We start from the raw sequence: 15,059 nt of genomic DNA, 5'->3' as shown, positions 1-15,059 counted from the left end.
CACAACCGCTGGTGCGCGGTGTCTGGGCCCTGCCCGGTCAGTGGAACATGACCCCGGCACGCCGGTGCTCCGGTGTTAGAACGGGGATGTTCCTGACAGCACCAACACCGAGGATGGCCGAAATGACTTCGTTGCAGCCCGACGGCGTCGAAGAGGTTCGCCAGATTGAGGCGCAGGCCGCACCCACCCGGTACGCGCGGGGGTGGCACTGCATCGGCCTGACGCGCGAACTGGGCGACGGAAAGCCGCACGCCATCAGCGCGTTCGGCGGCAAACTGGTGGTGTTCCGCGGTGAGGACGGCAAGATCAACGTGCTCGACGCATACTGCCGGCACATGGGCGGCGACCTGTCCGATGGCGAGGTCAAGGGCAACGAAGTCGCCTGCCCGTTCCACGACTGGCGCTGGGGCGGCGACGGTCGGTGCAAGCAGATCCCCTACAGCCGCCGGGTCCCGAAACTCGCGCGCACCGCCACCTGGCCCACCCTGGAGCAGGACGGCATGTTGTTCGTCTGGAACGACCCGGAGAAGAAGGCGCCGCCCGCCGACGTCACGATCCCCAGAATCGAGGGTGTCGGCACCGACCAGTGGACGGACTGGCACTGGTACACCACGACCGTCCACACCAACTGTCGCGAGATCATCGACAACATCGTGGATATGGCTCACTTCTTCTACATCCACGGCGGCCTCCCGACGGGATTCAAGAACATCTTCGAGGGCCACGTGGCCACGCAGTACTACAAGAGCGAGGCGCGACCGGATCTCGGGTCGGGTGAGGGGGCCGAGATTCTCGGCACCACGTCGGTGGCCTCCTACTATGGTCCGTCGTTCATGATCGACGAGCTGACCTACCACTACGAGCACGGCGACCAGCGCACCGTTCTGCTCAACTGCCACTACCCGATCGACGCCAACTCCTTTGTGCTGCAGTACGGGATCACGGTGGAGAAGTCGGAGGCGGTCCCCGAGGACGTCGCGATGCAGATGGCGATCGCACTGGGCGACTTCGTCAAGATGGGCTTCGAGCAGGACGTGGCCATCTGGCGGCGCAAGGCGCGCATCGACAACCCCCTGTTGTGCGAAGAGGACGGCCCGGTCTATCAGCTGCGGCGGTGGTACGAGCAGTTCTACGTCGACGTCGCCGACGTCACCCCGGATATGGTGGACCGCTTCGAGTTCGAGATCGACACCACGCGTCCCCGTGAGGCGTGGATGAAGGAGGTCGAGGACAACATCGCCGCGGGCCGCCTGCCGAGGCTGGTGGGCGTGAACAAGTGACCGTGCGCCCCGACAACCGGTTGGCGGACACGCCGATGCGGCCGGTCGAGTGCGGGACATGCGGGGCACGCGTGCTGGTGCGCAAGAGCAGCTGGGAGCAGACCAGCGTGCAGTGGAACGCCGACGCGGTGGCGCGCTGCGCTCGGTCGAACGGTGCTGCGGCACAGGAGCTGACGCTGTGCCCGCAGCTGCGCTCCGCGATCGAGACCGCGGTGCTGCAGGGCACGCTGCCGGTGCTCGATGAGGCCGAATCGCCCTCCCACAGTGCAGAGCAGTCGCATGCGCATCGCGGATAAGGTCTTCGTCGTCACCGGCGCCGGCAATGGGATGGGCCGCGAGGTCGCGCTGGGCCTGAGCCGGCGAGGAGCGCACGTCGCGGCCGTCGACCTCGACCAAGCCGGACTCGCGGCCACTGCCGACCTCGCCCGCGGCACCGGGACTCGGATGTCGACGCACGTCCTGAACATCACCGACCGAGACGCGGTGTCAGCGCTGCCGGCTGCGGTCGTCGACTTTCATGGTCAGGTCGACGGCTTGGTGAACATCGCCGGAATCGCCCAGAGATTCGCGCTGTTCGCCGATCTTGAGTCAGACCATGCCGATCGGGTGATGGCGGTGAACTACACCGGCACCGTCGCGATGTGCCGGGCGTTCCTGCCGATCCTGGTGTTGCGGCCGGAGGCCAACATCACCAACATGTCCAGCCTGTCGGCCCTGGTGCCGTTCGCCAGTCAGGTGCTCTACAGCGCAAGCAAGGGCGCGGTGAAACAGTTCAGCGAAGGGCTGGACGGTGAACTCGCGGACACCAATATCCGTGTCGTAACGGTGTTTCCGGGCAATGTCTCGACCAATCTGGCGCAGAACTCCGGAGTGGAGATGCTCGACGCCGGAGGTCGACGAGTCCTGGCCACCACTCCCGAGGTGGCCGGCAGGAGGATCGTCGACGGAATCGCGAAGAACCGATACCGGGTGATCATCGGTGCGGACGCCCATGCTCTCTACGCGCTGTCCCGCATCGCCCCGCGGCGGACCACTCGACTGGTGGCCAAGCAGATCAAATCCGTTCTCTGACAGGAAGTATCGATGTCGACAAGTCGCGAGTATGACGTCATCGTCGTCGGTTTCGGGGCTGCCGGCGCTGCCGCAGCGATCGAAGCCGCCGACCGCGGTGCCCGAGTGCTGGTGCTCGACCGCGGCTACGGAGGCGGCGCCACGGCGTACTCCGGCGGCATCGTCTACGCCGGTGCCGGAACCGCGGAGCAGCGGGCGGGCGGCTACCAGGACAGCGTGGAGAACATGCGGGCCTACCTCGAGCAGGAGGTGGCGGGCGCCGTCAAACCCGAGACCCTGACCCGATTCTGTGAGCAGAGTCCCGGGCTGATCGACTGGCTCAAAGCCCAGGGGGTGGAGTTCCGAGGCGGTACGGTGCCGTCGTACAAGACCTCGTACCCCACCGATGACAACTACCTCTACTACTCGGGCAACGAGAAGGCCCACCCGTATGCCGACCACGCCCAACCGGCCCCCCGCGGTCACCGCGTGCTGGCACCGGGCATGAGCTCCGGTCGCGTCCTGTTCGAACGCCTGCGGGACTCCGCACTGGCCAAGGGTGTTCACTTCGTCCCGCTGGCGCACGTGCACTCCCTGATCCAGGCCCAGGACGGCCGTGTCACCGGGGTCCGGTACACGGTGTTGAATCCCAAGCACCGCAATGCACGCCGACATCGGCGCATCTCCGCAACCACCGGAAAGCTCGGTACGTGGATGCCGAGTGTGGTCGCCGGTGCAGTCGACCGCGCCGAACGACTGCGCGCCGCGGCCAGTGTCGAGACGGAAGCGCGCGCCGACGCGGTGATTCTCGCCGCCGGCGGGTTCATCAACAACCGCGACTGGGTGAAGCGGTACGCGCCGGAGTTCGTGGCGATCTCGCCGCTGGGAACTGTGGGCGACGACGGCACCGGGATTCGACTCGGCCTGGATGCGGGTGGTGTGACCGACAAGATGGGCAACGTCACCGCCTGGCGATTCCTCTCGCCACCCAGTGCATTCCTGGAGGGGCTCACCGTTGGTGCGGACGGCCGGCGCATCGTCAACGAGGATCTCTACGGAGCCACCCACGGCAACGTGATGATGCGTGAGTTCGGGGGCACCGGGTGGGCGATCTACGACGCCGCCACGTGGCGGAAGATCAAGTCTCAGATCAAGGAACAGACTCAGGTGTTCCAGCGACTCCAGATCTGGTACCTGCGGTCCATTGGACACAAGAAGGCGAGCTCGATCGAAGGAATCGCCCAGAAGAACGGCATCGACCCGACCGGTCTGCGCAAGACCGTCGACGAGTACAACCGCGGGATCGCCAGCGGTGCCGGCGATCCCGCCCACAAGGACCCATCGCTGTGCCCGCCGCTGGAGCGCGGGCCGTTCTACTCGATCAACATCTCCGTGGATTCGTCACTCTTCTACCCGATTCCCGGCTTGACGCTCGGTGGCCTGGTCGTCGACGAGGACACCGGTGCGGTGGTGCATCGAGACGGTGGTGTGGTCGCCGGCCTCTACGCCGCGGGACGCAATGCCGTCGGCGTGTGTTCGAACAGCTACGTCAGCGGCCTGTCGATCTCGGACTGCGTGTTCAGCGGCCGGCGCGCCGGAGCGGACGCGGCCACGCGAGTGGGCTGACGGTTCTGCTGCGCCGCCCCCCGACGGTTCTGCTGCGCCGCCCCTGACATCCCGCCAAATTGTGCGGAATCGCAGGCTTTTCGGCGATTTTGGCTGCAATTCCGCACAAAACACTTCGGCCCCGGAGTCCTCACGGAGGTCCGGGGCCGAAATGCAGGTGGCGATCTAGGACAGCACGAATGCGCTCAGCGGTGCCTCTTCGGGGTAGACCGCCGGGCCGCCGAGGTCGTAGGCGGCATTGAGCGCCCCGATGAACGCGGGATCGTGCAGTGGCGCACTGGGGATGTCGATCTTGATGCCCTTTTTGGCCAGGTCGTCGACCATCACATCGATCGCCTTGTCGATCGTGAGGTCGTCGGAGTGGTCCATGTTCTTCTTGAGCTCGTCGTAGTCGGAGAAGACCTCCGCGGACCAGTGCACCAGGAACCGCAGTTCGTCGGTGTGGTGCCGGGCGATGACGTCGTCACCGTTGCGCAGCACCCAGTGATCACGTGAGGCAGGATCACCGGCGAAGACCGTGTCGAAGCTCAACCCGGCCGGAACCTGCTGCTCCAGTGGGCCATTGGCCTCGCCGCGGTGCACCATCATCTCGTTCTGCACCACGACACCGCGGTTGTACACCGGCGGCAGCACGCGCTGGGGGGCCTTGAGCGGGCCGTCGGGCCAGTAGGTGAACCCGCTGGTCTCGTCATGGGAGAACCAGGTGATGACCTGAGCCATCTTGATCAGGTAGTCCTGGAACAGCCCGGACTTGCCCATCACGCTCACCAGCCACGTCGGCGCGTTCTCGTAACGCACACCGCGGAAGCTCGGCGAATCGAGGTGGCCGGGGTCGCGGTTGCAGCACGGGCCGTTGATGTTGAACAGCATCATCTGCGGCTTGGCGTACTCGGCGTTCCAGTACGACTTCGCCTCCTCGAGGAACTGCGCGTTGTAGAAGCAGTCATGCAGCTCGGGGTAGAGCAGGGTGCCGTAGTTGGCGAGGTGCCCGCGGAAGGTGGGGGTCAGGAACAGGTCCAGGGTGGGTTCGAAGCCCTCGGGGAACGCACCGCTCATCGTCGCGATCAACTCTTCGGGCGAAGCGAAGTGCTGGGCGATGATCAGTGACCACGGAGCGTCCTTGCGGACGACATCCAACAGGCGCTGCAGCTGATCGTCGGTGTAGACGTTGTCGATCTCGCGGGGCGGCGATGCGGGGCGCAGGATGTCGGACAGCTCCATCCGCCGCTCTTCGGTGAGCATCACAGGACTCCTATTCTCAGTTAGTACATCTCGTCCGATTGTGTGCGTTGCCGCTGAGCTTCGACCCTGAGGTGTCCAACCATCGGGAGATCAGTCGCACCTGAAGAACGGCAGTGGATTGGCGAACTTCGCCCGCAGCAGCGCACCGATCTCCGCCATCGCCAACCGCCCGCGCGCGGTGGCCTCCGACCGCATCAGGAAGCCGTGGTAGATACCCGGATAGCGGGTCATCGTGGTCTGCACCCCCGCGTCGCGCAGACGTTCGGCGTACCGCTCACCCCAACCGGAGATCGGATCGAGTTCGGCGGTCACCACGATGGCCTGCGGCAGCCCAGCCAGATCGCGAGCATAGGCGGGCACCCGGCGAACATCCGGCGTGCCCGCACCGAGGTCGGCGAGTTCGTGCAGGTACTCGATGTCGTCGTGGAGGAGCAACGGGGCGTCCGGCAGTGCGAGCACCGACGGCGCAGCCATGTCGCGGTCCACACCGGGATACATCAGCACCTGCGCAAAGATCGCCGGTCCGCCGTGGTCCCGCACCTCAAGGGCGACCGCGGCCGCCAGACCGCCGCCGGCGCTGTCGCCGGAGATCACGAGTCGCTGACGATCCCATCCGAACGAATCCGCTTCGGCTGCCGCCCATCTGGTGACGGCCAGGGCGTCCTCGAACTGTGCGGGCGGCGGGTTCTCGGGAGCCAACCGGTAGTCCACCGCCACCACCACCGCACCACTGGCCGCCGCCAGCGCGCGGGCGAGGGGCTCGAACGAGTGGTTCGAGCCCATGACCAGACCACCGCCGTGCAGATGGACGATCACCGGTGCGGCGGCGTCGGCCGCGTCGGGACGGTGGATGCGCACCGGGATCGGTCCGCCCGGTCCGGGCACGGTGGTGTCGACGATCTCGGCCATCACCGGCATATCGGCCGGCAGGGGAGCCGACTCGATCGAATCACGCACCGCCTGCAGGCCGCGTTCGCGCATCGGCGTGGGAGGCCCGAAGGAGGCGATCCGCTCCGCCGCATCCGGATCGAGGGCCGGTCGGTGTGAAGCTGTCATGGTGACCTCAGTGCTTGTCGGGGTCGAAGCGCTGGGTGGTCCGCAGCTGCGGTGGCACCTGTGTCGTCAGCACCTGGGCCCGCTCGGCCATCGCCGAACTCACGTAGTCCGGCTGGGTCAGCAGGTAGAACGCGCCCTGCGCAGCCTGTTCGAACACGACCTCGGCGGCTTCGATGGGATCCATGGCGGCGGCCTTGATGTCGAGCATGGCGTCACGTGTGGATTCGGCCGCGTCGACGTCGGCTCCCGCACGGTCGGCGTCGACACCGCCCGCGGCCTCGAAGATGTTGGACTTGACCGCCCCCGGCAGAACTGCCTGCACGTGAACGTGATCGGCGTGGCCGGCCAACTCGACCTCAAGTCGCAGGCACTCGGTCAGGGCGAGCACGGCGTGCTTGCTGACGATGTACGGCGCCTGCAACGGCACCGAGGCGACCCCGCCGATGGACGAGAGGTTCCACACCCAGGACGGTGAGGGTTCGGCGAGCATCTTCGGCAGGAACGCCCGCACACCGTGGAACACGCCGCTGACATTGATGTCCATCACCCGATTCCAATTGGAAACCGGCGTGTCCCAGAGGTATCCGAACTGTTCGACGCCGGCGTTGTTGACCAGGAGCCGGACCGGTCCGATATCGCGGTAGGTGCGCTCGGCGAGGTCGGCCACGGCATCCGGGTCGCGCACGTCGCAGACCATGTCGACGGCGTTGCCGCCGTCGGCGAGCACCTCGTCACGCAGTGCGGCCACCGCGGCCGCGTCGACATCGGCAAGGACCAGCGACATCCCGAGGCGATGGGCATGACGGGCAAGGCCGGCGCCGATTCCGGCGCCGGCCCCCGTGATCACGGCGACGCCGCCACCGAACACCTCGAGTGCGCTCACGCTTCCGCCGACGACGCGACCTTGGCCCGGTGCTCAGCGAACGGAATCGAGTCCTCGGCGTCGAGCACCACGGTCAGGGAGGTCAGCACCAATCCGTTGGCACCGCGGCGGATGCCGGCGTCGACCACGCCGGACGACACGTCGAAGGGCACGTTGTTGGTCACCTGGTTGACGTACAGGTAGAACCGGACCGAGGTGACGTCGCCGTCGGATCCGGTGCGGAAGATGTTGGTGGCGTGATGGCGCAGCGGATACGGGTTCTCGTCGCGGTGCTGCTTGAGCCAGGCCAGCGTCTCGGCGCCGCCGTGCAACTCGGCCGCGAGCAGCTCCTCGAACGGGCAGTTGCCGGAGTCCGAGCGGCTCAGGTACTGCATCTCGTCGGCGATGAACGTGGCGAGCACGTCGAACTGGCCCTGGTCGTAGTGGTACCAGAACCGGGCGATGAACTCCTGGACTTCCGACAGTGTGATCTCGTTGCTCATGGGTGGAGTCAACCTCGGCGGTGTGCGCCTGGACGCAGTTCCGCCCGGTCAGCGGAACACCGAACGCGACGAGGCGTTCAGCCGGTGATCAGGGCCCACAGGCCGGCGCCGCCGGCGCGCAGTGCCGCGTCGCTGACCCGCTCGTCCCACTGGCGAACCGACCCGAACTCGCCACGCCAGGCCAGCGCCGCCCTGGTGTACTCGTGCAGCCGGTGTTCGACGGTGGTTCCGATGGCGCCAAACGCCTGATGCGCGTTGCGTACGACCACCGACGACGCGTGACCCGCGCAGGACCGCGCAACCGCGACCAGGAACTCGAGGTTGGGTGCAGACCACCCGGTCGCGGCGGCCGTGGCGAGGGCGGCCTCGGTGGTGGCCCGAGCGAGTGCGGCCTCGGCCGCGCTGTCGGCGATCATGTTCTGCACAGCCTGGAACTTCGACAGCGGTCGGCCGAACTGGGTTCGCGAGGACGTGTGCTCGACCGCCAGTTCGACGACGGTGTCCAACGCCGCGCACACCTGGATCGCGCGCACCAGTGCGGCCTTGAGTTCCAGCACCGCGACGATGTCGTCGCCGACCGGTACGCCGGACAACGCCGAGACGTCGGCGACGACGGTGTCGCGCGGTTCGCCGATCATGTTGGTGCCCGGCGTGATTCGCAGATCCGCGCCGTTCACGTCGGCCAGCAGATGGCGGTCCGTCGCGGTGCTGTCGCGCCAGATCACCACGACCCGGTCGGCGGTCGACGCCCAGGGGACTGCCGTGGCGGCACCGGATTCGTCGAGGACGCAGACGGTGCGCACGGCGTCGTCGATCGGCAACCCAGCCGACTCGAGCAGCCAACACGCCAGCAGATCGTGCTCGGCCAGCGGGACTCGAACCCCGTTGCGCGCGGCCGCGGCAGTCAACTCGGCGGCCTCATGCCAGCCCGCGCCGCTGCCGCCGGAGCGCTCTGATCCGGTCAGCCGCACCAGCCCCAACTCGGCGAGCGTGGACCACAGCTCGGCATCACGGGTGATCGTCGCGGCGGGAGCGTGTGATTCCCGATGGGCGGCGAACACCGCGTTCATCATGGCGGCCAGTTCGGAGTCGACGCCTGAGCCTGCCGTCGTCGCAGCGGTGGTCATCGCATCCCCAATCCGCGGGCGATCACGCCGCGCAACACCTCGTTGGTCCCGCCCCGCAGCGTGAAACCGGGGCGTTGGTCCACTGCAGCGGCGATCAGATCCCGCAGTGCCGGTTCGATCGCGGCGTTGTCACCGCCGTGCAGGTCGGCGAAGTCGGCGATGTCGCCTTCGGTGGTGGTGCCGAGCACCTTGACCACCGCGGCCGGCACATCGGCGGGCTCGTGACGCTCCAGGGCACCGGCCACGGCGGTGGACATCTGGTGCAGTCCTGCGGTCCGCGCCACCAGCCGGCCGAGGCCGGCGTCGTGGGAGAGCTGATGGTTGGCCATGCCCTCCGCTGTCGCAGCCAGCAGCGTGAAGGTGGACAGCAGGCGTTCGGGCCCACTTCGTTCGAAGGCCAGTTCCGAGGTCACCTGGCGCCACCCGTCGCCGATCTCACCGAACACCATCTCGTCGGGCACGAAGACGTCGTCGAGGATCACCTCATTGAAGTGGTGGCCGCCGTTCATCGAGATGATCGGGCGCACCTGCACACCCGGCCCGTCGAACCGCACGATGAACTGGCTCAATCCGGCGTGCCGGTGCGCAGGGTCAAGAGGCGCGGAGCGGGCCAGCACGATGAACGCGTGGGCGTGGTGGGCGCCGGAGGTCCAGACCTTGGTCCCGGTCAGCCTCCACCCGCCGTCGGTCTGCACGGCGCGCGTCCGCACACTCGCGAGGTCGGAGCCGGAGTCCGGTTCACTCATCCCGATACCGAAGAAGCACTCACCGGCGGCGATCTTGGGCAGGAACTCGCGCTTCTGGCCATCGGTGCCGTACTTCAGCAGGGACGGGACGATCTGGCGGTCGGCAATCCAGTGCGCGGCCACCGGCGCTCCCGCGGCCAGCAGTTCCTCGGTGACGACGAACCGCTCGAGGAACGAGCGCCCGTGGCCGCCATAGGCTTCGGGCACCGTCATGCCCAACCAACCGCGTGCGGCCAGGGCCCGCGTGAAGTTCTCGTCCCACCCGCACAGCCAGGCGTCGACAGCCGGGGTGAAGGTGCCCGCGGCGAGTTGATCGGCGAGAAACGCGCGGACCTCGGCGCGCAGGGCTGTCGTGTTCGCCGGTTCGGTGCTGGCCGCCGGCACCAGACGTGGAAGGGCCATCAGGCGCTGCGCCATCTCTCGATGCGGCGGACGTGCTCGGAATCGTGGTGCGCCAACGGCTGCATGGCCGCTGCCATCCCCAGTGTCGACTCGAGCAGGCCGGTCCGCGACTCCTGCAGGAGTCGTTTGGCCATCCGCAGGGCCTGAGCCGGGTTCTTGACGATCCGGCCGGCGAGGTCGCGGGCCGCGGACAGGAGCTCCTCGTGGGGGACCACGCGGCTGACCAAGCCCCACTCCACCGCGGTCACCGCATCTATCCGGTCGCCGGTCAGGGTCATCTCGGCGGCCCGTTCGTAGCCGATGGCGCGCTGCAGGAACCAGGTGCCGCCGTCGCCCGGGACCAGTCCGATCTGCACGAAGCTCTCGGCGAACGACGCGCGTTCGGAAGCGATCCGAATGTCGCACATCATCGCGAGGTCGCAGCCCGCGCCGATCGCGGGGCCGTTGACCGCCGCGATGATCGGGACCTCCAGGCGGGCCAAGGACCTCGGTATGCGCTGAATTCCGTCGACGTAGGCGTAGCGCTGCTCGATGGCGTCCAGGCCGAACATGCCCTCACGGTCCGCCATCTCCTTGACGTTGCCGCCCGCGGAGAAGATCTTCCCCTCGCCGGTCAGGATCACCGCACGCACCGCTGAGTCGGCGTTGGCCGCGTCCACCGCCGCCTCGAATGCGGCGATGAAGCCGCGGTCGGTGATGGCGTTGCCGGCATGGGGGAGGTTGATCGTCCACACCTGCACGGCGTCCGCCGCGGTGATCACCAGTGGGTTCGATGGTGAGCTCATGATCGGTTCATCTCGCTTCTCGTCGGTGTCACGGCAGCTGCAGCGATTTGATCTGCAGAAACTCTTCAAATCCGATTCGGCCGAGTTCGCGGCCGATGCCGGACTTCTTGTATCCGCCGAATGGCGCCGCGGGGTTGTACCTGCCCCCGTTGATGTCGAGTTGGCCGGTCTGCACCTGACGGGCGAACGCGATCGCGGTGTCGTCGTCGGCTGCCCAGACCGCGCCGGACAGACCGTACGGGGTGCCGTTGGCGATGCTCAGGGCCTCGTCGGAGTCGCGGAACGGGATGACGGCGAGCACCGGCCCGAAGACCTCCTCCTGGCCCAGCTCGGAATCGGGGTCGACGTCGGCGAAGACCGTTGGGGCGACGTAATAGCCGACGTCGCGGATCTTCTCGGCGCCGCCGGTCACCAGGCGGGCACCGTCATGCGGCGCGCGTTCGATGAATCCGAGAACAGTCTCGAACTGTCCGCGGGAAGCCGACGGCCCGATCCGGGTGTTCGGATCCCACGGATCACCGACGGTGTACTTCGAGACCGCGGCCTCGACCAGGTCGAGTGCCTCGCTGTAGCGGGACAGCGGCACGAGCATGCGGGTCCAGGCCATGCAGGTCTGTCCGCCGTTGAGGAAGGCATTGCCGACACCGACCTTGATCGCGGTCGCGAGGTCGGCGCTGTCGAGGATGACGTTGGCCGACTTGCCGCCCAGCTCGAGCGCGACCTTCTTGATGGTTTGGCCGGCCAGTTCGCCCACGCGGCTGCCGACTCCGGTCGAACCGGTGAAGGAGACGAAGTCGACGTCCGGGTGGGCCGACATGTGCTCGCCGATCACCCGGCCGGGTCCCGACACCAGATTGACCACACCGGGCGGCAGGCCGGCGTCCTCGAGGGCCTCGACGAACTCGAACACCGACAGGGGTGCCTCGTTGCTGGGCTTGAGCACCACGGTGCAACCCGCGGCGATCGCCGGCAGGACCTTGGCGACCACCTGGTACAGCGGATAGTTCCACGGCGTGATCGCGGCGACCACGCCGTAGGGTTCACGAACCACCAGCGAGTTGCCGATGCGCTCCTCGAACTCGAAAGTGGCCAGCGCGTCGGCGAAGCCGCGGGCGACCGCGAGCGGCACCTGGGTCTGCACGCTCTGGGCGATCCGGATCGGGGCGCCCATCTCGCGGGTGATGGTCTCGGCGATGTCGGGCAGACGCTTCTCCATCGCGGTGATCACCGCGTCCAGACGTTCGCGTCGTTCGGCGACGCTGATCAGCGGGTCGAACGCCCGCCGGGCCGCGGAGACCGCGGCGTCCACGTCGGCTTCGGTGCCGCTGGGAACGGTGCCGAACACCTGCTCCGTAGCCGGATCGATGACGTCGATTCCGGCGCTGCCTGAAGGGGACACCCACTGCCCGTCGATGAACAGGGTGGTGCGGTCGTACTGATGGTTGGTCATGAACGGCTTTCCGATCGGGGGAGTCAGGGCACGATGCTGGCGCGCACGTCGCGCCTGCCTTCGGCGGCGGCGAATGCGGCGTTGATGTCGGAGAGGGGGTAGCACGCCGCGGCCAAGCGATCGAACGGCAGCTTGTGCTGGTACTCGTCCAGGAAGGTCAGCGCCCGGGACAGTACGGCCGGGTCGTAGAGCGAGACGCCGACCATGGTCTTGTTGGTGAACACGAATCGGGACGGGTCGAACTCGAACGTCTTGCCGATGTTGATGTTGCCGATCTCCACGTAGCGGCCGAACTGGCCGAGCAGCTTGAGTCCCTCGTCGATGGCCGACGGGTGACCCACCACCTCGACCACCACATCGGCGCCCTGGCCGTCGGTGAGCGCGCGGACGATCTTGGCACGCTCCTTGTCGGTCGTGGCTTCGGTGATGTCGATGACGGCGTCGGCGCCGAACGCCTTGGCCAGTTCCAGGCGCTCGGGAACGCCGTCGATGGCGATCACCTTGGCGGCACCGCGCGCCTTGGCCACGGCGACGGCGTAGAGACCGAGTGCGCCCGCGCCCTGGACCACCACATACTCGCCGAGCCCCTGGTCGACGCGCTCCAGGCCGTACATCACCTGGGAGAGTGCGCAGTTGGCTCCGGCGGCGATCTCGTCGGACAGCGAATCGGGCACGGTGTAGACGACCGCACCGGCGGGCAGCAGGAAGTAGTCGCCATAGCCGCCGACGAAGTACGGCGGTTCGTCGGCACGGCCGAGCATCGCCATCTTCAGATTCAGGCACGCGTTGCGGCGGCCGGCCAGGCAGTTGCGGCAGGTGTGGCAGCAGAAGAAGTAGGGGAACACCACCCGGGTGCCCACCTGCAGTGGTTTGCCGTTGGAGTCTGCGGTGACACCCGACCCCAATTCCTCGACAGCGCCGACCATTTCGTGTCCGAGCACGGTCGGAAGCTGTCCGCCGAGGCCGCGGGTGGCGAAGGTCCCGTGCCAGGCGTGGACGTCGGAGCCGCAGATGTTGGCCCGCGTCACCTTGATCAGGATCTCTCCGGGTCCCACTTCGGGCAGGGTGACCGTGTCGATCTCGAACGGCTTGCCCGGTTCGTCGAAGCGGGCGATGCGGCCCGTGAATGGTGCGCGGGACATGAGGCGGGATCCTTTCATCCAACAGAGGATGTGCGGCACGCTAACTGTGGGTGCCGTTTTCCCGGTGCGGCGTTCCCGCCCAGCGGGCGACCTGCTCAGCCGACCCCGGTGCCGTCCGCGCTGAACCGTTCCCGCAGCACCCGCTTGAGCAGCTTGCCGCTGGGGTTCTTGGGCAGCGAATCGGCGAAGAAGATCTGTTTGGGGGTCTTGAACCCGGCCAGGTGCTCACGGCAGTGACCGAGAATCTCCTCCACGCTGACCTGTGCGCCGTCGCGGGGCACCACGGTGGCCACCACGGCCTCCACCCACACCGGGTGCGGGAGGCCGAAGACGGCGACCTCCTCCACACCGGGGTGCCGGTAGATGACCTCCTCCACCTCGCGGCTGGCGACGTTCTCCCCACCGGTCTTGATCATGTCCTTCTTGCGGTCGACCACATGCAGCAGACCGTGCTCGTCGTAGTAGCCCAGGTCGCCGGAGTGGAACCAGCCGCCACGGAAGGCCTCGGCCGTCTTGTCCGGGTCGTCGAGGTAACCCAGCATCAGGTGCGGACTGCGATGCGCGATCTCGCCCACGACGCCCGGGGCGACGGGTGCGTTGTCGTCGTCCAGGATCGCGGTCTCCACGTTGACCGCCGGACGTCCGGCCGATCCCGCGTGGGTGTCCTGCTCGTCGGGCCCCAACACCGAGGCCAGCGGCGCCATCTCCGTCTGCCCGTAGAAGTTCCACAGTCGCAGGTTGGGCAGCCGCTCGCGCATCTCGGCCAGGATCTCGATGGGCATCGCCGACGCGCCGTAGTAGCCCTTGCGCAGGCTGGACAGGTCCACCTCGTCGAACACCGGTGAGCGCAGCAGCGAGATCCACACCGTCGGTGGGGCGAAATAGTTGGTCACACCGTGTTTTTCGATGGCGCGCAGCACCAGTTCCGGTTCGGGCCGCGGCAGGATGATGCTGGTGGCACCGAGATAGATGTCGGTGATCAGGAAATTGTCCAGTTGCGCGCAGTGGTAGAGCGGCAGCGAATGCACCTCGACGTCGGTGCCCTCCATGGACCCGGCGATGATCGAGCTGATGTAGTTGCCCATCAGGCTGCGGCTGGAGTGCATCGCGCCCTTGGGGTGCGACTCGGTGCCGCTGGTGTACATCAACCGGATCACCTGGTCGTCGGCGACCGTCGGTGTGGGAGCGGCCGATGACGTCTTCAGCCACTGCCCGAAGTCGTCCCAGCCGGCGGGCAGACTCTGACCCGGGAAGACCACGGCGGCCTTCGTCCTCACCTGCCCGCCGAGGCGCATCGCCTCCTCCGCCGTCGGGGCCAGGTCGGCCTCGACCAGGAACCCGCGGACCCCGCTGTGGCGAAGGATGAACGAGATCTCCTCCGCCGTGAGCATGAAGTTGATCGGAACCAGGACCACACCGGCGCGGGCGGTGGCGAACGCCAGAACCGCATACTGCCAACAGTTGTGAGCCAGTAACGCCACTCGGTCACCGACGCCGAAGCCGTTGTCGCTCAGCGCTGCGGCAGCGCGATCGACCAGGTGCTCGAACTCGGCGAAGGTCAACGACACGTCGCCATCGATGATCGCGACCTTGTCGGGGTGACGGCGAGCGGACCGGCGGGGGATGTCACCGAGAGCGTGGCTGCGCGCCGATGCGAGCACGGCGTCCAGGTCAGTCATGCTCCGGACTGTATGCCTGCGGTTCGTGTGGGATTCACGCTGCGTCCCGCTGAGTAGAAACGGCCCGGACTGAGGTGCCCCGGCGATCCGATACTCGGCAGCGAGCAAG

The 15,059-nt window shown here is 67.4% G+C and carries 14 protein-coding genes; 4 read left to right on the top strand and 10 right to left on the bottom strand.

Going from position 1 to position 15,059, the window contains the following annotated elements; genetic code table 11:
• Nucleotides 1-122 precede the first annotated feature (122 nt).
• Genes A5727_RS20335 through A5727_RS20320 form a run of 4 tightly spaced genes read left to right on the top strand, consistent with a single transcriptional unit; the run spans nt 123 to nt 3,956 of the window.
• Nucleotides 123-1,280 carry a 3-ketosteroid-9-alpha-monooxygenase, oxygenase component gene (locus A5727_RS20335; protein ID WP_068254373.1) on the top strand — a complete coding sequence of 386 codons (1,158 nt, stop codon included), beginning with the start codon at nt 123-125 and terminating at the stop codon, nt 1,278-1,280.
• Nucleotides 1,281-1,315: 35 nt separating this feature from the next.
• Nucleotides 1,316-1,576, top strand: a complete 261-nt coding sequence (locus tag A5727_RS20330; RefSeq protein ID WP_197507716.1) for a hypothetical protein — start codon at nt 1,316-1,318, stop codon at nt 1,574-1,576.
• Nucleotides 1,560-2,351 carry an SDR family NAD(P)-dependent oxidoreductase gene (locus A5727_RS20325; RefSeq protein ID WP_068253969.1) on the top strand — a complete coding sequence of 264 codons (792 nt, stop codon included), beginning with the start codon at nt 1,560-1,562 and terminating at the stop codon, nt 2,349-2,351. Before A5727_RS20330 ends, A5727_RS20325 begins: the two co-directional genes overlap by 17 nt.
• Before the next feature lie 12 nt (nt 2,352-2,363).
• Nucleotides 2,364-3,956 (top strand): FAD-binding protein, encoded by a 1,593-nt coding sequence (locus A5727_RS20320; RefSeq protein ID WP_068253966.1) that lies wholly within the window; start codon nt 2,364-2,366, stop codon nt 3,954-3,956.
• Between the two features lie 165 nt (nt 3,957-4,121).
• Here A5727_RS20320 and A5727_RS20315 read toward each other — a convergent pair whose 3' ends face one another.
• The 10 genes from A5727_RS20315 to A5727_RS20270 all read right to left on the bottom strand — a co-directional run bounded on the left by A5727_RS20315 (nt 4,122) and on the right by A5727_RS20270 (nt 14,950).
• Nucleotides 4,122-5,198: a hypothetical protein gene (locus A5727_RS20315; RefSeq protein ID WP_068253963.1), complete on the bottom strand. Its 1,077-nt coding sequence runs from the start codon at nt 5,196-5,198 to the stop codon at nt 4,122-4,124.
• Nucleotides 5,199-5,288: 90 nt separating this feature from the next.
• Entirely contained in the window at nt 5,289-6,254 is a 966-nt protein-coding gene (locus tag A5727_RS20310; RefSeq protein ID WP_068253960.1) for an alpha/beta hydrolase, read from the bottom strand.
• A gap of 7 nt (nt 6,255-6,261) precedes the next feature.
• Entirely contained in the window at nt 6,262-7,137 is an 876-nt protein-coding gene (locus tag A5727_RS20305; RefSeq protein WP_068253957.1) for an SDR family oxidoreductase, read from the bottom strand.
• Complete coding sequence (locus tag A5727_RS20300; protein WP_068253953.1) at nt 7,134-7,619, bottom strand: nuclear transport factor 2 family protein; 486 nt, start codon at nt 7,617-7,619, stop codon at nt 7,134-7,136. The genes A5727_RS20305 and A5727_RS20300 overlap by 4 nt, the downstream gene beginning before the upstream one ends.
• 77 nt (nt 7,620-7,696) lie before the next feature.
• On the bottom strand, nt 7,697-8,746 hold the full coding sequence (locus A5727_RS20295) for an acyl-CoA dehydrogenase family protein (protein WP_068253950.1): 1,050 nt from the start codon (nt 8,744-8,746) through the stop codon (nt 7,697-7,699).
• Nucleotides 8,743-9,894: an acyl-CoA dehydrogenase family protein gene (locus tag A5727_RS20290; protein WP_068254370.1), complete on the bottom strand. Its 1,152-nt coding sequence runs from the start codon at nt 9,892-9,894 to the stop codon at nt 8,743-8,745. The genes A5727_RS20295 and A5727_RS20290 overlap by 4 nt, the downstream gene beginning before the upstream one ends.
• Nucleotides 9,894-10,679, bottom strand: coding sequence for a crotonase/enoyl-CoA hydratase family protein (locus A5727_RS20285; RefSeq protein ID WP_157521474.1), 786 nt, complete (start codon nt 10,677-10,679; stop codon nt 9,894-9,896). The genes A5727_RS20290 and A5727_RS20285 overlap by 1 nt, the downstream gene beginning before the upstream one ends.
• A gap of 28 nt (nt 10,680-10,707) precedes the next feature.
• Complete coding sequence (locus A5727_RS20280) at nt 10,708-12,129, bottom strand: aldehyde dehydrogenase family protein (RefSeq protein WP_068253947.1); 1,422 nt, start codon at nt 12,127-12,129, stop codon at nt 10,708-10,710.
• A gap of 23 nt (nt 12,130-12,152) precedes the next feature.
• On the bottom strand, nt 12,153-13,271 hold the full coding sequence (locus A5727_RS20275; RefSeq protein ID WP_068253944.1) for a zinc-binding dehydrogenase: 1,119 nt from the start codon (nt 13,269-13,271) through the stop codon (nt 12,153-12,155).
• Nucleotides 13,272-13,366: 95 nt separating this feature from the next.
• Nucleotides 13,367-14,950 carry an acyl-CoA synthetase gene (locus A5727_RS20270; RefSeq protein WP_068253941.1) on the bottom strand — a complete coding sequence of 528 codons (1,584 nt, stop codon included), beginning with the start codon at nt 14,948-14,950 and terminating at the stop codon, nt 13,367-13,369.
• Nucleotides 14,951-15,059: the final 109 nt, after the last annotated feature.

The sequence above is a fragment of the Mycobacterium sp. ACS4331 genome (assembly GCF_001667265.1).
Taxonomy (GTDB): domain Bacteria; phylum Actinomycetota; class Actinomycetes; order Mycobacteriales; family Mycobacteriaceae; genus Mycobacterium.
The sequence above is the reverse complement of the archived record's forward strand: the minus strand, read 5'-3'. Positions and strand labels throughout refer to the sequence as shown.